Annotated in this window: 22 protein-coding genes; 13 read left to right on the top strand and 9 right to left on the bottom strand. The window is 38.9% G+C overall.

Going from position 1 to position 21609, the window contains the following annotated elements; all coding sequences use genetic code 11:
* Nucleotides 1–25: 25 nt before the first annotated feature.
* On the bottom strand, nt 26–466 hold the full coding sequence (locus G7061_RS09515) for a membrane lipoprotein lipid attachment site-containing protein (protein WP_166120897.1): 441 nt from the start codon (nt 464–466) through the stop codon (nt 26–28).
* Between the two features lie 159 nt (nt 467–625).
* Complete coding sequence (locus tag G7061_RS09510; RefSeq protein WP_166120894.1) at nt 626–1039, bottom strand: hypothetical protein; 414 nt, start codon at nt 1037–1039, stop codon at nt 626–628.
* 110 nt (nt 1040–1149) lie between these two features.
* On the opposite strand from G7061_RS09510, the gene G7061_RS09505 reads away from it, so the two are divergent.
* Nucleotides 1150–1704, top strand: coding sequence for a DNA-3-methyladenine glycosylase I (locus G7061_RS09505; protein WP_159639286.1), 555 nt, complete (start codon nt 1150–1152; stop codon nt 1702–1704).
* 17 nt (nt 1705–1721) lie between these two features.
* Here the strand turns inward: G7061_RS09505 and G7061_RS09500 are convergent, their stop codons facing one another.
* Nucleotides 1722–2069 (bottom strand): MazG nucleotide pyrophosphohydrolase domain-containing protein, encoded by a 348-nt coding sequence (locus G7061_RS09500; RefSeq protein ID WP_159633901.1) that lies wholly within the window; start codon nt 2067–2069, stop codon nt 1722–1724.
* A 164-nt stretch (nt 2070–2233) separates the two neighbouring features.
* Here G7061_RS09500 and G7061_RS09495 point away from each other — a divergent pair, with 164 nt between their 5' ends.
* The 6 genes from G7061_RS09495 (at nt 2234) to G7061_RS09470 (ending at nt 10756) form a co-directional block, all read left to right on the top strand.
* Entirely contained in the window at nt 2234–3565 is a 1332-nt protein-coding gene (locus G7061_RS09495) for a Sapep family Mn(2+)-dependent dipeptidase (protein WP_159633898.1), read from the top strand.
* A gap of 22 nt (nt 3566–3587) precedes the next feature.
* Nucleotides 3588–5132: a YfcC family protein gene (locus G7061_RS09490; protein WP_236262170.1), complete on the top strand. Its 1545-nt coding sequence runs from the start codon at nt 3588–3590 to the stop codon at nt 5130–5132.
* A gap of 1 nt (nt 5133) precedes the next feature.
* On the top strand, nt 5134–5643 hold the full coding sequence (locus G7061_RS09485; RefSeq protein WP_159633892.1) for a GNAT family N-acetyltransferase: 510 nt from the start codon (nt 5134–5136) through the stop codon (nt 5641–5643).
* 175 nt (nt 5644–5818) lie between these two features.
* Nucleotides 5819–9379 carry a hypothetical protein gene (locus tag G7061_RS09480; RefSeq protein WP_166120891.1) on the top strand — a complete coding sequence of 1187 codons (3561 nt, stop codon included), beginning with the start codon at nt 5819–5821 and terminating at the stop codon, nt 9377–9379.
* An 18-nt stretch (nt 9380–9397) separates the two neighbouring features.
* Entirely contained in the window at nt 9398–9997 is a 600-nt protein-coding gene (locus tag G7061_RS09475) for a hypothetical protein (protein WP_166120888.1), read from the top strand.
* Nucleotides 9998–10171: 174 nt separating this feature from the next.
* Entirely contained in the window at nt 10172–10756 is a 585-nt protein-coding gene (locus G7061_RS09470; RefSeq protein WP_166120885.1) for a hypothetical protein, read from the top strand.
* 70 nt (nt 10757–10826) lie between these two features.
* Here the strand turns inward: G7061_RS09470 and G7061_RS09465 are convergent, their stop codons facing one another.
* Entirely contained in the window at nt 10827–11735 is a 909-nt protein-coding gene (locus G7061_RS09465) for a permease prefix domain 1-containing protein (RefSeq protein WP_166120882.1), read from the bottom strand.
* The gene (locus G7061_RS09460; RefSeq protein ID WP_159644794.1) at nt 11722–12069 is read right to left on the bottom strand and encodes a PadR family transcriptional regulator; all 348 of its coding nucleotides are present in this window, start codon (nt 12067–12069) and stop codon (nt 11722–11724) included. Before G7061_RS09460 ends, G7061_RS09465 begins: the two co-directional genes overlap by 14 nt.
* Before the next feature lie 140 nt (nt 12070–12209).
* Here G7061_RS09460 and G7061_RS09455 point away from each other — a divergent pair, with 140 nt between their 5' ends.
* Nucleotides 12210–12788, top strand: coding sequence for a hypothetical protein (locus G7061_RS09455; RefSeq protein WP_166120879.1), 579 nt, complete (start codon nt 12210–12212; stop codon nt 12786–12788).
* 19 nt (nt 12789–12807) lie between these two features.
* Here G7061_RS09455 and G7061_RS09450 read toward each other — a convergent pair whose 3' ends face one another.
* Nucleotides 12808–13635 (bottom strand): MerR family transcriptional regulator, encoded by an 828-nt coding sequence (locus G7061_RS09450; RefSeq protein WP_159633872.1) that lies wholly within the window; start codon nt 13633–13635, stop codon nt 12808–12810.
* A gap of 81 nt (nt 13636–13716) precedes the next feature.
* Between G7061_RS09450 and G7061_RS09445 the strand changes: the two genes are divergently transcribed.
* Both G7061_RS09445 and G7061_RS09440 read left to right on the top strand, forming a co-directional pair.
* Nucleotides 13717–15462, top strand: a complete 1746-nt coding sequence (locus G7061_RS09445; protein ID WP_159633869.1) for an ABC transporter ATP-binding protein — start codon at nt 13717–13719, stop codon at nt 15460–15462.
* The gene (locus tag G7061_RS09440) at nt 15446–17203 is read left to right on the top strand and encodes an ABC transporter ATP-binding protein (RefSeq protein ID WP_159633866.1); all 1758 of its coding nucleotides are present in this window, start codon (nt 15446–15448) and stop codon (nt 17201–17203) included. Before G7061_RS09445 ends, G7061_RS09440 begins: the two co-directional genes overlap by 17 nt.
* Before the next feature lie 60 nt (nt 17204–17263).
* Here G7061_RS09440 and G7061_RS09435 read toward each other — a convergent pair whose 3' ends face one another.
* On the bottom strand, nt 17264–18058 hold the full coding sequence (locus G7061_RS09435; RefSeq protein WP_159633863.1) for an ABC transporter permease subunit: 795 nt from the start codon (nt 18056–18058) through the stop codon (nt 17264–17266).
* Nucleotides 18042–18920: an ABC transporter ATP-binding protein gene (locus G7061_RS09430; RefSeq protein ID WP_166120876.1), complete on the bottom strand. Its 879-nt coding sequence runs from the start codon at nt 18918–18920 to the stop codon at nt 18042–18044. The genes G7061_RS09435 and G7061_RS09430 overlap by 17 nt, the downstream gene beginning before the upstream one ends.
* Nucleotides 18921–19161: 241 nt before the next feature.
* On the opposite strand from G7061_RS09430, the gene G7061_RS09425 reads away from it, so the two are divergent.
* Entirely contained in the window at nt 19162–19680 is a 519-nt protein-coding gene (locus G7061_RS09425; RefSeq protein WP_159633857.1) for a DUF308 domain-containing protein, read from the top strand.
* Nucleotides 19681–19729: 49 nt separating this feature from the next.
* Here G7061_RS09425 and G7061_RS09420 read toward each other — a convergent pair whose 3' ends face one another.
* Nucleotides 19730–20173 carry a GNAT family N-acetyltransferase gene (locus tag G7061_RS09420; protein WP_166120873.1) on the bottom strand — a complete coding sequence of 148 codons (444 nt, stop codon included), beginning with the start codon at nt 20171–20173 and terminating at the stop codon, nt 19730–19732.
* A 233-nt stretch (nt 20174–20406) separates the two neighbouring features.
* Between G7061_RS09420 and G7061_RS09415 the strand changes: the two genes are divergently transcribed.
* Together G7061_RS09415 and G7061_RS09410 are read left to right on the top strand one after the other, a co-directional pair.
* Nucleotides 20407–20883: a GNAT family N-acetyltransferase gene (locus tag G7061_RS09415; RefSeq protein WP_159644783.1), complete on the top strand. Its 477-nt coding sequence runs from the start codon at nt 20407–20409 to the stop codon at nt 20881–20883.
* A 19-nt stretch (nt 20884–20902) separates the two neighbouring features.
* Complete coding sequence (locus tag G7061_RS09410) at nt 20903–21496, top strand: YitT family protein (RefSeq protein WP_159639273.1); 594 nt, start codon at nt 20903–20905, stop codon at nt 21494–21496.
* The last annotated feature ends 113 nt before the right edge of the window (nt 21497–21609 follow it).

Raw genomic sequence — 21609 nt, 5'->3', positions numbered from 1 at the left:
ATGAGCCCTAGGGCTCATCTTTTTGTTAGATTATGACACGGTTATTGATGCTAAGATGTAAAATTTCAGCTTGCTCTGCTGAACCATTCCAGAGGAAAATCAACTTGGAAATGTTTGGGCGACCCCGTTGTACGGGTTCTTTAATAATGACAGCAATCTTGTTTGGTCCTTGGTTATCAAATTGCCATTGACTGCGTTCAGGAGCGGTAAAACCATAATTAGCAAACGTTTGAACGACAAATTCATCTTGTGTTAGACCGACAGGCGTTTCGAGTGGTACTTCTTGAGGTTCCTCAATGGGTGCTTCAACGACTTCAGGTTCTGTAACTTCTGGTTTCGTAGCGGGTTCTTGTACCGGTTCCTTGGGTGTCTCAACGATTTTTTCGACGGGAACTTCAGCAGGTGTCTTTGTACTGCATCCTGAGAGTAAAGCAGCTACGATAAAAAATACTATAATACGTTTCATATTCTATCCTCATTTCTTTCATCGCAAATCACAACCTTTAGGTTGCGCAAGAACATTTACTATACGTGTTTTAATATCAAAACACTCAAGGTGTGCCTAAAGTGCATGATTTGTGTTCCAAAATAAAAGGGCAGTTATTTGTAAGTGCCCTTTTGTCCTTTATTGATCTGAACCAAATTGAGTGGTGTTGTTTATCATAACATGAAGTAATTCGGCAGATTCAGCATCATCATTCCAAAGAAAAACAAGTTTTGAAATATTAGGTTTTCCTTGTCCGACGTTTTCTTTAATAATGACCGCAACTTTATGAGGTCCTTGTTGGTCCACAATCCACTGAGAACGCTCAGGTGCTGTGTAACCATACTGGGCAAAGGTGTCAATGATGTATGCATCTTGTGCAGTGCCATTCTTGGTGGCACCTTCACGTGTTTCTGTTTCTTTAGCAGGTGTATTATTGGGTGTTTCTTGCTGTGTAATTGGTTCTTTGGATTTCGAATCATCAGCAGGTACGTTCACACTAATACATCCCGTTAGCAAGATTGTAAACAGTGCTAAAGTGATTAGTTTTCGCATGATGTGTGTCCTTTCTAAGAAGCCCTGGACATAGTGATACTATGATTCGACTATTTATAGACTTTATCATATAATTAAGAATGATTAAAGGATAATCCTTAGGAGGCACTATGAAACGTTGTACTTGGTCGACACATACAGAAAATGAAATGGCATATCATGACACAGAGTGGGGTAAGCCAAATCACGATGACCGTTATCTCTTTGAAATGTTAAATTTGGAAGGCCAACAGGCGGGTTTGAGTTGGTCAACCATCTTAAGTAAACGCGATACGATGCGTGCGGCATACGCAAATTTTGAACCTTCAGAATTAGTTAAATTTACGGAAGCGGATGTTGACCGTCTACTCTTAGATGCTGGCATTATTCGTCACCGTCTCAAAATTCAAGCTGTAATCCATAATGCGCATGCATATCAAGATATAGTTGCGAAGCATGGAAGTTTGGATGCTTTTTTATGGGCATACGTTGATAATGCGCCACTTGAAAACAATGTACAACATTACACGGACGTACCTGCAGAAACAGATCTATCGAAACAAATTAGTAAAGACTTACGAAAACTAGGTTTCAAATTTGTAGGACCCACTACGGTGTATGCTTTTATGCAAGCCGTTGGTATGGTGAATGACCACGAGAACGATTGTGCTTTCCGCCACAAATAAAAAATAGGTCAAGCGACCTATTTTTTTTCGTTTTTATGTAATTGTTGTTTGTGAATGTATGCATCATATCGCGCATCTAATTTGTCCACATGCATTTTGAAGATATCCTCAAATGAAAGATCATAATGATTTGCAATAACCATGAGATTTCCAAGCACATCACCAATTTCTGATGCCAACTCAGCCTTTAAATCTGTATCCACACTTTCGTGATCTTCACGACCAAGTTCAATTGCTCGAACAGAACGGGCAACTTCACCTGCCTCTTCAAATAAAAAAGTAACCCGAATAAAAATATCAAGATCCGACCACCCACGTTTTTTGTAATAGGTATCAACCCATTGTTGGAATAATTCGACGTTCATATATACCCTCACATTCTTTCCGAAATTATACAATTATTTCCTTCATAAATAAATTAATTTAGTGGTATTTTCACGAGAAACTGATGTCTTCGGTGTTGTTACGGGTCTAAGTTTGATACAATATAATCATAACTTAGCAAAAGTCTAAGCATATAGGAGGTATTATGGATTTAAGAAAAAAAATTGACGACATCTTTGCAGACTATCAAAGAGATTTAGGGCGTCTGGTTTCAATCCCTAGTGTCCTAGAAGAGGGCGGCGATGCACCGTTTGGCGCAAATATCCAACGTGCATTAGAAGAAGTATTAAAAATTTCTGAAGAACTCGGATTTAGAACTTTCATTGATCCAAATGGATACTATGGTTACGCAGAAATTGGTGAGGGTGATGAAATGTTCGGTGTTCTTGGACACATGGACGTTGTGCCTGCTGGTGATGTGAAAGCCTGGGATTCAAACCCATTTGAGTTAGTGGAGAAAGATGGTTTCTTGGTAGGACGTGGATCGTCTGATGATAAGGGACCAACACTTGCAGCTATGTATGCTCTTAAGACTTTATTAAATGAAGGAAAAACACTTAACCAACGTGTTCGATTTATCTTCGGAACCGATGAGGAATCACTATGGCGTTGTATGAACGCATATGTTGAAAAAGAGGAATTGCCAACAAAAGGATTTACTCCTGATGCAGGATTCCCACTCATTTATGCAGAAAAAGGCTTAATCGAATTTATGTTATATTCGCATCAGATGTCTGATGTTCGTCTCGAAGGTGGTGGAGCACTTAATGCCGTTCCTTCACAAGCAACAACGGACTATGATGCTGATGTAGCAGCTGCCTTAGATGAATTAGGATATACCTATACAGTTGATGGTAATGATTTGACTGTTGAAGGGATGGCTATTCACGCTAAAGATGCAGACAAAGGTAAAAATGCTATCGTTTATCTTGCTGAGGCATTGCACAAAGCAGGTAAAACAAATGACATGATTCGCTTTATTGTTGAGAAAATGTCGAATCCAAATGGAACCCTTGTCTTTGGTGAAGTCGAAGATGAAGTTTCAGGTAAATTAATGTTGAATGTTGGTAAAGTCAGTTTCCGTGAAAATGTTCAACAAATTGGTATCGATATTCGTTTCCCAGTAACCTATCCAGTGGAAAACGTCAAAGAACTCTTAACTAAAGATGCACATAAATATGAAATTGTTGTTGAATTGTACGACTATCTTAAATCAATTTATGTTGAAAAAGAATCTGACTATATTCAGTCACTCATGAAAGCATACCAAGATATTACCGGTGATACGGTATCACAACCAATTACAAGTGGTGGGGCAACGTATGCTCGTGCGATGGATAATGTAGTGGCATTTGGTGCTTTACTTCCAACAGGATTAAAGACAGAACACCAAGTTAATGAACGTATTAGTATTGAAGATATGAAAGTCGCTATGCATGTTTATGCACAAGCATTCTTAAACATCGTCATCAAATAACACGTGAACGGGGGAAATATTGATGGAGAAGAAAAAGAAATTTTCGATGCCGAGTTCGTATACGATTGTGTTTATCGCATTAGTCATCACGGCAGCTTTGAGTTATTTTATTCCACAGTCAGTATTTGATAAACAGTCTGGTGAAATTGTCTTTGATGCAATTTTCGGACCACAAGGAGAAATTCTTCAAGGACAAGGAATGCAACCTTTTGGACTGTGGGATGTCTTAATGGCACCAATCAAAGGATTTCAATCAGCAAGTGATGTTGCTATAGGAATTCTATCAGCAGGTGGGTTCTTAGCCGTCTTAAATCATGTTGGCGCGCTGGAAGCGGGAATTGGAAGTCTTCTTTCCAAATTTAAAGGAAATGTACTGATTGCGATTATGATGTTTGTTTTCGCAGTTCTTGGAACATCCTTTGGATTCTGGGAAGAAATTACAGCCTTTGCAGTTGTCATTATACCGATGTTTGTATTAGCTGGTTATGATGTTATGACTGGTCTGGCAGTCCTCTTTATTGGAGCATCAATTGGAAATATGGCAAGTTTGGTTAACCCATTTTCCACCGGAGCTGCTGTAGCAGCAATCGGAAATCCAGATCTTTCAATTGGATCAGGAATTGTGCTACGATCAATTATCTTTGCAGCACTGTATGTCGTTGGAACAATAATGGTCATTGGATATGCATCTAAAGTTAAAAAAGACCCAAGCAAGTCAATAACCGCAGACTTGGACAACGTCAATACACTGGTTGATGCAAAAGAAACCTTGCCTGAATTTACAACACGTCGAAAATGGTCAGCGTTTGTCTTGATCATGGTTGTTATTATTGTTATTTTAGGGTATTTCCCTTGGGCTGATCTCTTAGGTCAAGGTGTCTCGGATGCAATCAATGCACCGTTTACGATGCTCGCTAAAGTACCGGTTCTTGGAAATCTACTCGGAGCTGGAAACATTACACCCTTAGGAACATGGGGCTTTGATGAATTTGCCTTCCTATTCTTAATGGGAGCATTCTTACTCAAGGTAATCAATGGCTTGGGTGAAATGGAATTTATCAACAAATTTATCGAAGGAATGAAAGATCTCTTCGGAGTTGTTGTAGTTCTTGCGATTGCTCGTGGAATTGCAATCATCATGGGGAGCTCAACTGAGGGGATGTCAATTACCTTCATTTACTGGATTTCAAATGCACTATCAAGTGTACCGTTATGGGTATTTGGAATCTTCGCAATTGCAGCCTACGTCTTAATTGGAATTTTCTTGCAATCCACAAGTGGTGTTGCGGGAATCTCAATGCCAATCTTGGGAGCTGTTGCAGCTGCACTCTTTACTTCAAATGTCATCGGTGCCGAAGGGGGTCAAATTATTCTTATTTCAGCCTTTGTCGCAGGTGTTAACTTTATGTCCGGTGTTTATCCAGGAGCAACCTTGATGGGGACCTTGGAACTTGTTAACGTCCCGTATGACAAATATTTGAAGTTTACATTAAAAATATTAGGAACATTATTATTCGTCGCTGCAGTCATTATTGCAGTCGCACCATATATAGGAATCGTACGATAACATGAACATTACATATAAAAAATTTACACAAGAAGATATACCGTTTTACTACGCATGGCGTAATGATCCAGAAGTTGCACAATATGACCAAAGTGGATTCTTACGTCCAATGTCGTTTGAAGAAGTCGAAGAGTGGAGTCAAATCCTTGTTAATGGGATGACATATACTGTTCTTGCAGATGACAAACCCATCGGAACAGTTGCATTCATGAACCTTGATCAAAGAAATCGCCATGCAGAGCTTGCAATTGTCATTGGTGATAAGAATTATTGGGGACAAGGATTAGGTCCACAACTGATGAAACAACAACTTGAGTGGGGTTTCAATGGTTTAAACCTAAATCGCCTCTATCTTCATGTTTTTGCGTTCAATGAACGCGCCCAAAAACTTTACAAGAAAATGGGATTCAAACATGAAGGAACAAAACGTGAAATGCTATTCCGTGACGGAAAATACCAAGACGTTGAAGTCTATGGCCTCTTGCGTCGTGAGTGGGAAACTCAAAATTAGATTTATCCAAAAGCACATTCGAATGAGAATGTGCTTTTTCTTTTCCCTAAAAATAGGTGTTCTGGGTTATCTGGGGCATCGAAACGTCATCTTGGAACATTATGTGCCTTATATGAAGATGCGCTTGATAACATTAACGTATAGTTGTGTGCGAGCACAAAGAGAGGAAAAGAATATGAGGAAACATATAAAAAGTATAATTGCGGCGTCACTTGTTGTGGGAGTCACATTGGGGTCACTTCGAATTCACGCTGATGATATTACAACGTCACCAGTTACTCAAACAGAAGTTGCAGATGAAGCATCTGTAATTGATCCTACATTTGATGACATCGTGGATGTTCAAGAGCAAAAAGCAGAAGACAAAGAACGTGATAAAGCAATTTCAGTCGATGCTGATAATCATGAAGTTGCACAACGTAACCTTGATTTAAATAATGAAGACAAAGAGGTAACAACAACTGATGAGTCAGAGCAGGAAAATCAAGTTGCGGTTCCAACGGAAGTTGTGAAGCATACTGCACGGCTTCAAGTACTTGCTGAGGATACAACCTTAGAGGTTGGGAAGACAGTTTCTTATCGTATTGTGTTTGGCGTCGATGGCGGTAATAACGTGATACCTAATCTTGATTTGACACTGCAGTTACCATCAATTGTTGGGGAGCAAGGCGTCATCTTTAACCAGGACCTTGAAACACTCGCAATTCGCGGTGTTGTTCCAGAATATGATGCGGTTACCAAACAAATTACCTATCATTTCCAAAACATAAGTGGTGGATTTGATACATCAATGATTCTAAAACTTGAAACAGAAAACGGATCTGCACTTAACTTAGAAAATTTGACAGTTACGGCATCCGTTGCGGGTTCAACGATTTCAGAAGTTACAAGTGAGGCAACGACTACTTTGATTGCCAATCAAAACGCTTCAATTAGTAACAAACTTCGTGGAATTATTGTTAATGGAGTTCCAGTAGACCGATCAAGCATTCGCTATTTAGATGATGCAGTATTTGCGGTTGGTTTTTCCATCAGTAGATTTGAAACAGGAACTGTTGCTCCAAGTACTGAGGGTACCATGCGCTTCGATTACACACTCCCTGAGGGTGTAGATTATGTTAGTGATACAAGTGGTGTGACACCAGAAATTAATGGTAAAACAATCACATGGCATTTTGACGCAAATCAAAATGCTGACGAAGAGTATTACTTTAATGTGAACTTTAATATTGTCACTAAAGTGTCTGGTAATTTAGCGCTTTTTAGTACAGTCGATACTGTTGCATCATCTAATGTATCATTCATAGACGGCAGTTCAAAAGCATTCGAAACGAAAGCAAGTGTTATGATTTCACCAAACTTTGAATATGCACCAGATGCACTATTTGGTGGTGGTCCTTTAACATCTGTATTTAGTGGACCTGCGGATGGAATCGGTGGTGTTGGCTGGATTAATAATGATGATCCAAGTGTTACTGATGGTGCTACGCTTGGATGGCGTCTCTATCTAAGTTCGCTTGATGCAACAAGCCCAATTCATGGTATTAATAGTTACGACGCGTTTTTCATGCCTGATGAAGCACTCAACGTCACACAAATCTATACCGGAACATTCTACCAACGTCCATCCAGCGCTTTCCCAGCAGGAATCCCAGTTGAAGAAGATGTCTTCTTTTCATTGAGCTACCGTTATGTTGGTGAAACAGAATGGCAACGTTCTGTTGCTGCCTTACAACCAGAAAGCTACTACCATGCTGAAGATATTGGCATTGATCCAAACAAAAAAATATCTGAGGTTTGGTTTCACTTTTACGACGGTGAGCACAATGTATTTGCCGATACGGTAGATTTTGATCGAGATTCAATCTTTAAACTACCTAAAGGTCTAACGAACATGAACTTAACAATTTTTACATCGGTTGACCAAGGGTATGTGGGTCCGATTCAATCCAATGCAGGTATTGCATATTCAGGGTGGTATCCACAAAAAGATGACTTAACGAACTCGTACCGTACCGACCAACAATCAAAATATGTACCTGAAGACGTAAAAGTGAGTTGGTACTCCGACGTGAATAGTCAGTATGAATCACGATTGGCACCGAAGACGGCTCAAGTTGTAACGGCACCTGAAGGCATCAGTCGATACATCAAATCCAATATTTCACTCAGCGATTCAAAATATAATTTGATCAATAGTGGTGATAACTATTTACGCTTGGATATCAACAATGATGTTGCTTCAACACAGGCATTAAGTGGACCATTTACAATGTATGCTCTCATAGACCATGGCGTAACCGTAAAAGATTTGGAAGCAATTCCAAATGCGACTGTCACGGTTGTTGATGAGAACTATCACGATGCAAATAAAACACTGTTAAAAATTGAAATGGCTGTCGATCGTCTAGAAATAAACCGCCGTGCAGTGGTTCGTATTCCGGTTCATATTGCGGAGAATGCGCCAAATAGAATCAACGTTGAACTCTTTGGTTATTTAAATGAAGATTTCTCGGTATCGGATGTTTCAAATGTTGACGGATCATTCACGATTCGTGAATCAGACCGTCACGATTTTAATGGAAACGGAAATGTTGAGGAACTTATCTATACGACCAAAAATACATATACATATCGAAATGCGTATGACTTTGTCGCTACCAATACTGTAGACAGCAACGTTGTAACATCCGTCAATCCGAATTCGACCCAAGTCGTTGATCTCACAGTATTTAACGAGAAAGATACACCGTTTACGAGTTTAGAACTTATTGGTGTCTTACCAAGTATTGAAGATACATTTGTACTCAGTGATACTGAACGTTCATCGAAGTTTGATCTCTCATTATCAGGTCCGATCATCTTACCTGAAGGTTATGAAGATGCTTTCGATGTTACTTATTCAACATCAAAAGAACCGAACATCGTTAATGTACTAGATCGTCATACTGATGCCGATTTAAAACCAATTGATTACCCATCACAAGTAGATGATCAGCCATGGGTCGATGCATCGGAAGTATCAGACTTTAGTACCATTAAGTCTTTCAGAATAAGTTTGAAAGCGGGTGCTGGACCGATATCACAAGACGCACTTAATTTTAAACTACCAACGCAAGTGCAAACACCGCAACTTACGGGTGATGAAGCACTGAACGACCGTACGGCTTTCTTAAGCTTTGCAGTTGGTGCAAACCAAGCCAATGTCTTTGAAACCCAAGCATTGTCCTTTGTTTATGAAAAAACGCCGATTTATACGATTGAGGGTGACAATGTCACGATGTATTTAAAAGATGTGCAAGCACATGTGGATTCAGGAAACTTGATTTCAAAAATCATTGAATTTGCGAATCCTTTAGTTCAAAAAAATGATATTACGATTCTCAACCCGAATGTCGGTGCAGTCATTATCAATGCACCAGAAGTTTATACGGCAGGAGTTTATGAAGTGCAATTAAGTTATTACGATACTGCACGTGCAGCACGCGTTCAGACTACGATTACCTTAACAGTTCTTGCGGATCCTACTGCTCCGATTGAACCTATCGACCCAACAGATCCAACCAATCCAACAGACCCAGTTGCACCAACGCAACCGGAAGTTGGTGAAGATGTGTTACCAAATACCGGTGTCGCATCAAACAATGTGGGTTACATATTGGTTACGCTTGGTTTGGGAATGATTGCTTTCACACTCATTAAACGAAAATATCAGTATCGTCGATTTCAAGCTTAACGATAATAGGAGTTAATTATGAAGAAAAAAATAATGTGTATCGTCGCCGTGGCGATGCTAGTTTTAGCGGGTTGTACCTCGAAAAATATCGGATACGCGATTGCGGAATCGATGAATACAGAAGATTTAGAAACAATCTTAAGGAATTCTTCCGTGACCCCAAATGTTGGAATTTTGGATACCGATTCTTTGAAAGATGTCTACGAAGAACTTGCATTTGAATTGGATATGTTTCAAGACGAACTCCAACTGTTGGATCCTGAAGATATGGAAGCATTGGATGGTGAACTTCTAATCGATGTTTTTTCATCATTGGGAGACTATACAGACCATGTTATTCATCTTATGGATTTGGATCCAAGTTTTAAAGCATTTTATCTGGGTGATGATCGTGATATGGATGCAATCTATGGTATTTCAGTCTTTATCTTTTCAGAAGCTATTTCATTCGATAATGACCTTATTGATTTTATGAATGAATTAGCCAAAGAAGAAATCGGTGAAGCTGTATTAGTTAAAGATAACGTTATGGTTATTGCTGAGTCAGATTACATTACGGATGTAGATCAATTTCTGACGCTTGCAGAGAAAGCAGTAACCAAGCATTTGAAATCCTAGTTTAGATACGTAGGTGTTACTAAGAGTGTCGGCATGTATTGTTGTGTCGACGCTCTTTTGCGTCATTTTTGGATATGCTATACTTTATGAGAGTGTGATGTCTGCATGTAAATGCATAGGAGGACATCAAGTCGAGACCTACTAAAGATTTAGGGGAAAATGGGGGAGTTATTAATGGCGTTTTTAATGAGTATTGGTGCATTACTTTTGGCCATGAGTGTGGTTACTTTGTTTTTCTATGGTGTCGTCAATGGCTGCTTATATTTCATGAAAAAGAATACGTCAATGGACCCATCAAATCGCAAAGTCAAAATCCGACAATCTTCGAGTATAAAATGTCTAACGAGTTTCGTTTTATTCGTCTTAATCGCGTTTGGGATCCATCAAACGATGACTTATTACTTGAAATCAGGAGTATATTTTTGGTTTGTTATTTTTACCTTTGGCTTGCTCTTAATCATGTATTATGCGCCGTTAGGAGCAATCTTGATGCCGTTTGTAAAAAAAGAATACAAGACTTGGCACCGTGTGTCCAAGTTCTTTTGGTATTATGTCGGAGGGACGTCGTTGTTTTGGGGAATCTTACTGATTATGGATACAAGCACTAAAATCTATAGTGACGAAAGTGGATCAAATTTTTATTATGGAAACCTTCCATTAAAAGTCATGGGCGGCATCAGCCTAATCATTGTCGCACTCTATATGGCATTAACCTTGGCATCCAAGAAATATACAGTCGACACAAGGGACAACATTTAATAAGTAGCACCTACATAAAAAAAGCCGAACTCGAAAGTCGGCTTTTTTTGATAGAATTCTAAGATTGCGTTTATTCGGCTTTAGTGAAGATTGCTTCAAGGAGTGTCATGAGCAGAGCAACGACGGGAAACATAATCCATCCAATCGCAAAGAAGTCACGATTGACAATACCGATACCTACATAGACCATGGCTGTAAGACCCATAAGAGCACCCGTGATCTTGCCGAATTTTTTTTCTTGTGCCGTTGTGTGCATCGTATCACCGTGATTCTCAGGATTTAAGAATCGGCTTGGCATTTCTGCTTTAATAGGTACTGAGATTAGGAAGAAGACGCCAAGGGCAACAAACAATAGTAGTGCTACGCCCGATATATCATCCTTGATACCAAGTTCTTCCATTACGACGGCGATAAGAACTCCCAGTAAGATCAATGCGATACCGCTTGGAATTGCGATAATCATTTGTTTCTTGTAGGGTTCTTTAAAAGCGTTCACACGGTCTCTGTCTTGTGGCGTAAGTTCAGAACCAATGATTTCAATATTTGCTAAACGAAGTCCGTAAACGATAAACAACGAGACGCCAATAATCACAGCGGTTAAGAAAACCACATAACCGATAATTTCAAGATGCAAATACTCGAAAAGTGGAAAGAGTGCCGTTCCAGCGATAATCGTTGAGACCCCACCTGCGACTGCTGTTGCAAATTTCGGAATATAATTTAAATATGTTTCAACAGTTCTTGAATCAAACGCATCAACAGCTGGTTCTTCTAGGTTTAATGCTTCTTTTAAGTCATCGATTGAACCAAATTCTCCAATAACTCTACCGATAGCTGTTGCTTCATTCATCCCTTCTTGGCGGTATTGCTCATATTTAGTCTCCATGGAATCTAAGATGTTAGCTTTAATGCTGAGGACCTCTTGTGTTTGCGGTAACGATTTAAACATTACGTCCACATAATCTCTAATTTGTTGCATAATCCTTCTCCTTTGTATCTGTAAAGATATCAATGACTTCTTTTACCAGTTCCCATTCCGCTTGTTTTTCTTTGAAGTATTGGCGACCTGCATCTGTAATACGATAGTAAGTACGAATGCGCCCCTTTGTTTCATCGCCTTCGTACGATGCGATATAGTCATTTTTTTCCAATCGCGTAAATGTTGAGTAAAGTGTTGTCTCTTTGATAACGTATTTCCCTTGACTCATGGTTGCGATACTTTGTCCTATTTCATATCCGTAAGAATCGTTGTTGAGTAAGATGTAGAGCACGATGGTATCGTTGTAACCACGAATAACGTCACTACTGATCATGATTGCCTCCTTTACTTCATCTGTCGTAGTAATCGTAGCACAAAGTACTACGACAGGTAAAGTGCTTTTTTTAAAATAGTGATAAAAGGTGCAAAAAGTGAATGTTTACGATAGAATATAAATGGGAAAAGGGGAAGAATATGAAAAAATCTATTATAAGTGTCCTACTTGTGACACTCCTATTATTTGTAAGTGGTTGTACTCAAGCTGGAGATGGTTATAAAGTTGCACGGACAATGAATACTGATGCTTATTCTGCAATTGTTGTGGATGATGCAAAACAAAATGTAGGGATTCTTGATAGTCAATCGGTCATTGATGCCTATAAAGAAGCATCGTCAAACCTTGATGATATTTACATGGAATTGGATGACGAAATGATTGAAGAAGGACTTGATTATGTTTTTGCGGCCATGGGCTACTATTATGAGACAGTCTATCAACTACTCATCGGGGATTCCAATTTTGAGGCAGTGTATTTAGGTGATGATTCAAACCAAAATTCAATCGACGGTGTCACCGTGCTTAAATTTACAGAAGCACCAGAAATTGAAGTAGAACTTATCGAAATCATGAATGACATCGCGCGTGAAGAAATTGGCGAAGCTGTTTATGTCCAAGATAACTTCATGGTAGTTGTTAACGCGGAATACATTAATGATGTTGATGCATTTTTAGCATTAGCGAAAACGGGCGTTGCAAGCGTCATAAAAAAATAACCTCATTGAGGTTATTTTTTCAATCAAACGTTGGATAATTAAGAATCCGAATGGAAAGTTCTACGACAAAATCATCGACACTTGAGACGGTAATCTCGTTTAGAAGTAAATCTTCATAGAAATAAGCATCCAATTTGAATTGTCGACTTTGAGCATATTCCAAAATTGCATCATAGCCCACATAGAGCGTATCGAAATCTCCGTGGTGATAATAGGTGATGTAGTGGCCTTCAGGTTTTGAAGTGATGTTTGGTGTTGATTCAGGATCAAGCGCGATAAAATAGAAATACGAGTGATTGCGATAGTTACCATTGGTAATATCTTCGAGACTGGTCATTGTTCCGATAGAGTTTACAAAAGTAATATTCTGTTCTTGGGCAAACTGCGTGTACTCAGAAACAAAACTACGATGACTTCGTGTTGGAGACGGGTCACTTTGGACAAGCCATTCCTCATGAAGATAGGTGACACACGGTGTATTCGCTGGCGCATTCGCTGCCACATCAAGATTCGCTAAGGTTTGATCAATATAACGTTGACTTAAAAGAAGATGATGAATTTGATCTTGAAGTGACTGGCGTCGTTGGGCAAGAAGATCGGTAAGATGTTGTGGTGATCGATGATCAAGATAATTTTGAATATCACTCAATGACATACCCATCTCTTTAAAAAAAGAAATAACTGAAAAAGCATAATATTGGTGATATGCGTAGTAGCGATAGCCATTTTCAGCAATGACTTCAGGCTGAAAAAGTCCGATTTCATCATAATAAAATAAAACATGTTTTGGGACCCCGGCAAGCTTTGCAAATTGTCCGGTTGTTAATTTATCATTAATTCTATTCATAATGCATTAATCTCCTTGACTATAAGGTTACCTTATACTTTATTATAATGCAGTTATGAGTTTTCGTACAGGAGGAAAAATATGAAATTAATCATTAAATATTTAAAAAAGTATAAACTACTATTTATCCTCAATCTTATTGCGATTATTGCTTTCTCTATCACAGAGTTAGGGATGCCGACAATCATGGGAAACATGATTGATGAAGGTGTCGGAAGCGGTAATCTTGATATCATCAGAAATCAAGGTTTGATACTGCTCGGTGTCGCATTTATTGGGGGATTGGGTAATATCTTACTTGGATTTACGTCGAGTCGTATCGCGACATGGATGACACGTGATATCCGTAATGACTTGTTTAAAAAAGTTCAAGAGTTATCTCATTCTGAATATAATGAAATTGGAGTATCATCATTAATTACACGTATCTCAAATGATGTTTATCAACTTCAATTGTTTGTACAAATGTTTTTAAGAATGGGTTTAAATAGCCCAATTATGATCGCTGCTTCAGCGTGGATGATCTATGATACCAACCATGCACTTGCATTGATCGTTGCAGCAAGTATTCCGTTTATTCTTATTGTTGTGACCTATACAGGACTGAAATCAGGTCCGATCAGTCGCGCCCAACAAAAACTAATGGACGTTCTAAACCGAATTACGCGTGAGAATATTACGGGTGTTCGTGTTATTCGCGCATTTAGAAAAGATAAGCATGAAACAGAACGTTTTGAAGCGAAAAATGATGACTATACCCGTACCTCGAAGAAACTATTCTTTATGATGTCACGTGTTGAACCAATTTTCTTCTTCATTCTAAACGTTGCCGTACTCTTTACAATTTTTGTGGCCGCACAAATGATCGATATCGGTGCGCTTGAAGTCGGTAGTTTGGTTGCATTCTTGGAGTATCAATTCCATGCATTGTTCTCCTTATTACTCTTCTCAATCGTATTCGTAATGTATCCACGTGCAGCAGTTAGTGCTCGTCGTATTCAAGAAGTTCTCGACAAAGAACCCCTCATTGTGAATCCAGAAAATGGAGTTACTGAAGGAACTGAAGACACAAGTATTGTCTTCGAAAATGTTGACTTTGCGTATCCTGATGGTGAAGCAAACGTTCTAACAGATATTTCATTTACAGCCAAAAAAGGTGAGACAATTGCTTTTATTGGATCAACTGGATCGGGAAAATCGACACTGATAAACCTAATCGTTCGTTTCTATGATGTGACCAAGGGTCGTGTCTTAGTGAATGGTGTCGATGTGCGTGATTATGATATGTATGCACTTCGTGACAAAATTGGCTTTATCCGTCAAAAAGCATTGCTCTTTAGTGGTAGTATCAATGAAAACATTCGCTATGGAAAAAAAGATGCCGATTCAACGGAAATTATGGCCAGTGCTGAAATGGCAGCAGCCCGTGACTTTATTGAAAAGAAACCTGATCAATATGAAGAATGGTTAAGCGAGGGTGGAAGCAACGTTTCTGGAGGACAGAAACAACGTCTATCCATTGCACGTGCATTAGTCCGTAAACCAGAAATCTATATCTTTGATGATAGTTTCTCAGCCCTAGATTATAAAACCGATGCACTCATTCGTAAAAACTTACGAGAAGAAGTGCAAGATTCTGTAATGTTGGTTGTCGCACAACGTGTTAGTTCAATCGTTGATGCCGACCAAATCATTGTTCTTAATGAAGGAAAAATTGTAGGAAAAGGAACACACCTTGAGCTTATGAAATCTTCCCCAATCTATGTTCAGATTGCAGAATCTCAACTCAGTGAAAAGGAGATGGCAAAATATGAGCAGCTTGCGTAAAATGTGGCGTTTTTTAAAGCCCTATAAAATTAAATTAATCCTTGCAATCACATTCATCTTCATTGCCGCTATCTTAACTGCAGCAGCACCAGCGATTGAAGGTTTCGCAACAACCCAACTTGCAAAGGACGTCGCAGCAATCAATGCTGGCGTTGCAGGTGCACATATCCAATACGATATCATTTGGAAAATCATTTTTATCTTACTTGGAATTTACATTGCGAATGCAGGTTCGCGAATGCTTTATCAATATCTTATTACAGAGTCTATTCAATCTTCAGTTTATGATTTACGAATGGCTGTCAAAGAAAAAATGGTTCGACTCCCAATTCGTTATTTTGATGAACATGCGGCTGGAGATTTAATGGCACGTATGACGACCGATATCGAAGCATTATCAGCAGCCTTGCAACAAGCCTTTGCGCAAGTTGTAATGGCAGCCTTAAGTCTAACCATGGCTGTCATCATGATGTTTGTGATTGACTGGCAAATGGCTCTTGTAGGGTCCTTAATTATTCCAATTAGTTACTTCTTTGCACGCTATATTATTAAGCAGTCACAATCACTGTTTGATGTACAACAAAAAACATTGGGAGATATGTTTGCGGTGGTTCAAGAGAAACTCACTGGGTTCAATGAAATTAAACTGTATAACTATCAAGAAAATGCAATTGAAGAATTTAAAGAAACCAATAGCAATCTCTCTGAAGCAGGTTTCAGAGCCAACTTCATCTCAGGACTGATGAGTCCTGGTGTAACACTCGTAACGTATATTGTTATTGCGATTTCTGTCTTCATGGGTGCAATGAAAGTGGCTCAAGGCGTCATGGCTGTTGGGGCACTCCAATCGTTTGTTCGCTATATTTGGCAAGTAAACCAACCTTTAGCACAAATTACACAATTAGCACCAACCATTCAGTCAAGTATTGCTGCAATGGACCGTGTCTTCGAGTATCTTGAAGAAAATGATGACGTCGCTGACGTTGCGAATCCCGTTGTTATTGATTCCTATCAAGGAGCAGTTTCGTTTGATCATATTAACTTTGGTTACGGCGAACGTCCGATTATTCAAGATGTTAGTGTTGAAATTAAACCGGGTGAAATGGTTGCGATTGTTGGTCCAACAGGAGCTGGTAAAACGACCATTATTAACTTACTCATGCGTTTTTACGATGTTGATTCAGGATCAATTCGTATTGATGGCGTCGATATTCGTGATATGAAACGTGATGATTTACGTTCCTTGTTTGGAATGGTACTTCAAGACACATGGTTGTTCAGTGGTAAGATTAAAGAAAATATTGCTTATGGAAAACCGAATGCTAGTGATGAAGAAATCATTGATGCAGCAAAACGCACGAACGTTCACCACTTTATTACAACATTACCTAATGGTTATGATATGGAACTCAACGAAGAGTCATCAAACATTTCCAATGGTGAAAAACAATTGATAACGATTGCTCGTGCCTTATTGAGTGATCCTCGTATATTAATTCTTGATGAAGCAACAAGTTCAGTCGATACACGATTGGATGCGATGATTCAAGAAGCGATGGCGGAACTTATGAAAGGTCGTACATCATTCGTAATTGCCCACCGTTTATCAACAATTCGGAATGCTGACAAGATTCTTGTCATGCGTGATGGTAATATTATTGAAACAGGAAACCATGATGAACTTATGGAACAAGAAGGCTTTTACGCTGATCTTTACAACAGTCAATTTGCAGAAAACTAAACCAGCTTCGGCTGGTTTTTTTCTATTAAGATTTGAAAAAAGCCAGAGGATTCTCTGGCTTTATATGTTGATGTCACGCGTTTTAAAGTGATGAAGACCGAAACTAAAGATTCCTATTGTAAGGATTGTCCAAAGACCAATTGAGAGACTGTTAAAAGTTCCGGCATAGATTTGATCAGGCATGGTAGTATGCAAGATGGAAATAAACTTAAAGGATGAAAGTGCATCGACCATTTGTGCCATCATACCGAGTACATAGGGGATAAAGACAATTCCCATGGCAATACCCATTGTTGATAATGATGTGGGAAGGATTAAGGAGAGTCCGGTTCCAAGTACTAAGAACAATAATGCAAGCAACCAAAAGGATGCGAAGACAGGTAGCGATCGGATTAGTAAATCACTGAATACTGTTCCAGCAGGAAGAAAAACCCCCAATGCGAAACAACTGACAAGAATCATGACACACGACACGCCGGTTAGAATCAAGATATTTGCGCTCAATTTTTGTACGATAAGCTCTGTTCGTGTTATAGGCTGAGCGTAAAGGAATTCAATGGTTCCATCAGTAACTTCTTTGCTAAATGTATTCAAACCTAAGACAATCGCATAAACTGCGATACCCATCATGATATACTGCATGATGTAGCCGTAAAAAACATCAATTCTACTGAAATCTGGAAAATGCTCAAAACCAAGGACTTGCAGCATCGAGTCAGGAACACCTTGAATTAACGCTTGCATTGATGTGTCGGCCATAGTTGGGTAGAAGGCCATGAAGCCAATAATCATTGTCGATAATGTAACCATCCATACGATCATACTCTTATAATTAAGCTTAACGTGTAGTTTCATGAACATCCTCCTTATAGTACTCAATAAACTGGTGTTCAATGGATACATCTTCGATGACTAAATCATCAATCGTACGATTTTGAAGAATCTGGATGAGATCGGGTAGTGGTATCGTGAAAATCGCTGCAATGCTATCTTCAGTTAGTGATAGAACTTGGGATGCGAGGTGTTCAAGCCCATGAATATCGCCCTTAAGCTTCACAAATTTTCCCGAGAGTTGCAACGTGTTTAAATCTATTGATTGAATGATTCTTCCTTGTTTAATAAAAATAACACGGTCACAATGTTCTTGGATCTCTCTCAAGTTATGACTTGAAATAAGAATGGTCGTTTTGTTTAGGGCTGCTTGCTTTGTATATTGAAACAACACTTTTTGGATCAGTGGATCAAGTCCATTGGTAGGTTCATCCATAATAAGGACTCGAGGTTCAATCACCAAGGCACTGACAATAGCCACTTTCTTTTTGTTGCCAAGAGATAGTTCTTTCATTTTCTTATGTTGATCTACGTGGAAGTCTGCACATAAGGTGTCTCGAAATGCAGTATTGGTGCAGCTGTGCATTTGCATCGTGTAGTTAATGACTTCTAATGCGGTGAGTTCTGGGTAGAAATTAACTTCGCTTGGGATATAGCCTAAAGTTTGTTTGATGTCTTTGGCATGCGTGATGCAAGACATGCCTTGTATTGAAGCTTCTCCCTGATCGGCGAAAATGTAATTGAGTAAAATTTTAATAGTTGTTGATTTACCAGCCCCATTAGGCCCTATGAAACCAACGATTTCGACAGGTTTTACATCAAACGATACATTATCTACTGCTTTCACTGACTGGTACGACTTGGTAATGTTTTGAATTGAAATCATGCGCGTTCCTCCTGATATTTTCATTATAGTCCTACGTCCATTTTTTACAATCAATTTCGTGTTTTGAGGCATAACGGAAATGATGGATTTTTATTAAGAAAACGTATACAAAGATGTAGTTTATGCAGTTAAATACAATTACCTAAGAATAATGTGATATTTATGTGAAATTAGATGTGATTTACTGTGAATCATAAGGGTTTGGGTTTATGATAGACATATATAAAAGGGGGAAAACAAAATGGAATATACAAATGAAAAAGATAACAAATTGAAAAGTGTTATTGTTGGTATCTTATATGTAATCTTCGGAATCATCGTCGTGATGAACCCAATGACAACACTCTTATCAATTTCACTTATTATCGGGTGGGGAATGCTTGCAGTTGGAGCAGTCCTAGTATTAAACGGAATTCGCTTACGTGCGTTCCCACAGATTTCAACAATGAATACAATTGAAGGAATCTTGTTATTACTCTTGGGGGTTATGTTCTTATTTACAGACTTCATTAAGAGTACACAAATTCTTGCATACCTTATGATGTTCTGGATTATTACAGATGCTGCTTTACAATTACAGTTTGCATCCATGATCCGCACAGCATGGGCACGCTATGTTGTAATTATTGTGGATATCATCGTGATTGTTTATGCCGTTTCAATGTTATTCAATCCATCAGCAGTTGAGAGCTTCATGGTTCTAATGCTTGGATTTGGATTTATTGTTCAAGGTGTGAACCGCGCATTATCATCACTTTAATCGATAAATAAAAGAGGAAGTACATTCGTACTTCCTTTTTTTTGTGGATTCATTCAAAGAATTTCTGGAACTTCAGCTGTTTCTTATTAGAAAGATAACCATTGTGCTGATAAAAACCGTGTGCGTTAATCCGGTTTTCTGACGATAACAAACGGACGCCTTGCGTATGTTGTTCTTGTGCCCATTGCTCTGCAGCATCAAGTAGTATCTTCCCGATACCTTGGCCTTGGTAGTTATGATTAATCGCAATAGCCATGATATTAGTCATTGCAGGACCAAGCAATGAGTCATAGCGGTTCACATGAAGATAACCGACCACCTCATTTTCAAGTGTTACGACCTGAATCTTATGGTTTGAATCATTTCGTAGCATTTGGAAGGTAGACTGAAGGGTATCAAAATCGTGGTCGTATCCGAGTTCAACTCGCGAGAGATTGTGAATGGCTGCAAGATCTTCCGGGGTTGCAGGCCGTAGAAGTACTGTATTATTCATTGATAAGCCTCCATATTATGTATTACTATTGTAACCCAATTTGGTGTGAATCGCGACCCTAACAAAACGGTAACTTTCTGAAATCATTTCACGCAATACTCACATAAAGCGGTTACAATTGAACTTGCAGAACAAACTTGTTAAAATGTATGAGCATTAAATACACAGTTTAATACAGAAGCGATTTACGCAGAGCTCAAGTAGTTCTTTTTCAGTCATAAAAGGAGAAAAATATGATTAGACAAGCAACGAAGCAAGATGCAGAAGCCGTTAAGCTTATTGTCATGCTCGGATGGGAACAAGCGTACAGCGACCTCATTCCCCAAGATGTGCAAGAAAAATTTATGGAACGATTCTATACAATCGAAGCCATCAAAGAGCGCATTGAAACTCAAGAATTTATCGTAGCGACCCAAGACGACTATGTTGTGGGATTTGCGAACTATGATATTCGTGAGGAAGACACCCGTCTTTTATCCCTTTATGTGTTACCGACCCACCAAAAAGATGGCATTGGAACACAACTTATGAACTATGTTGAAAATGACCCCCGCGTTCAACATCGAATCCTTGTAGTAGAACTCGAAAATGGTAATTTTATCGGTGAAACGTTCTATAAACGTAAAGGCTTTGAAGAACTTGAATATTTAGCAGATGATGTTTTCGGACATCCTGTTAAAACGATTATTCTCAAGAAAACAATTAAATAACTAGAAACTAGAGGAAACTATGAACAAATTGGTTCGATATGGGTGGCTCGCTTTAGGGGCCTTTTTGTCTGGATGTGGTATTGCGATTGCAATGAATACAGGTTTGGGTGCGGATCCAATTACTGTATTCTTTGATGGTTTATCCAAAACGTTTGGGATAACGGTTGGCATGGCCAGCAATTTTACGATGATGGGTATGGCACTGATTGCGCTTATCCTTGATCGTAAACAAGTAGGGCTAGGGACCCTGATGACCCCATTCTTTGTTCAAGCGGGTATTGATCTTACCATGCCTCGTTTTCCTCAAGTTCAAATGTTACCGTGGAATTATGTCATGATGTTTACAGGGTTGGCGGTATGTGCATTTGGAATTGCGATGGCCATCTATGCAAATGTCGGACAACAAGGGACAGATGCGATGATTTTGTCTTTGAGTCATCGCCTCAATCAACCGTATCATCGGATTCGATGGGGAACTGATTCGAGTCTTTTGCTTATTGGTGTGTTGTTAGGTGGGCATTTTAACCTTGCAACCGTGTTAGCGACGTTAAGTCTTGGAAAAATGATCAGTTTCATCTATTCTAAAGTTTTTGATCGAAATCATACAATTTAAGCACGTCCACGATAAGGTCGTGCTTTTTTATGTGTGGAAACGCAACAAACGTTAACGCAGAATTATCAATGTTTTTTCTTTGTATTCTTTGACTATACAAGGTTCATTTGATA

The organism is Erysipelothrix sp. HDW6B (genome assembly GCF_011301115.1).
Classification (GTDB): Bacteria; Bacillota_I; Bacilli_A; order Erysipelotrichales; family Erysipelotrichaceae; genus Erysipelothrix; species Erysipelothrix anatis.
This window is presented reverse-complemented; position numbering and strand designations above follow the sequence as displayed.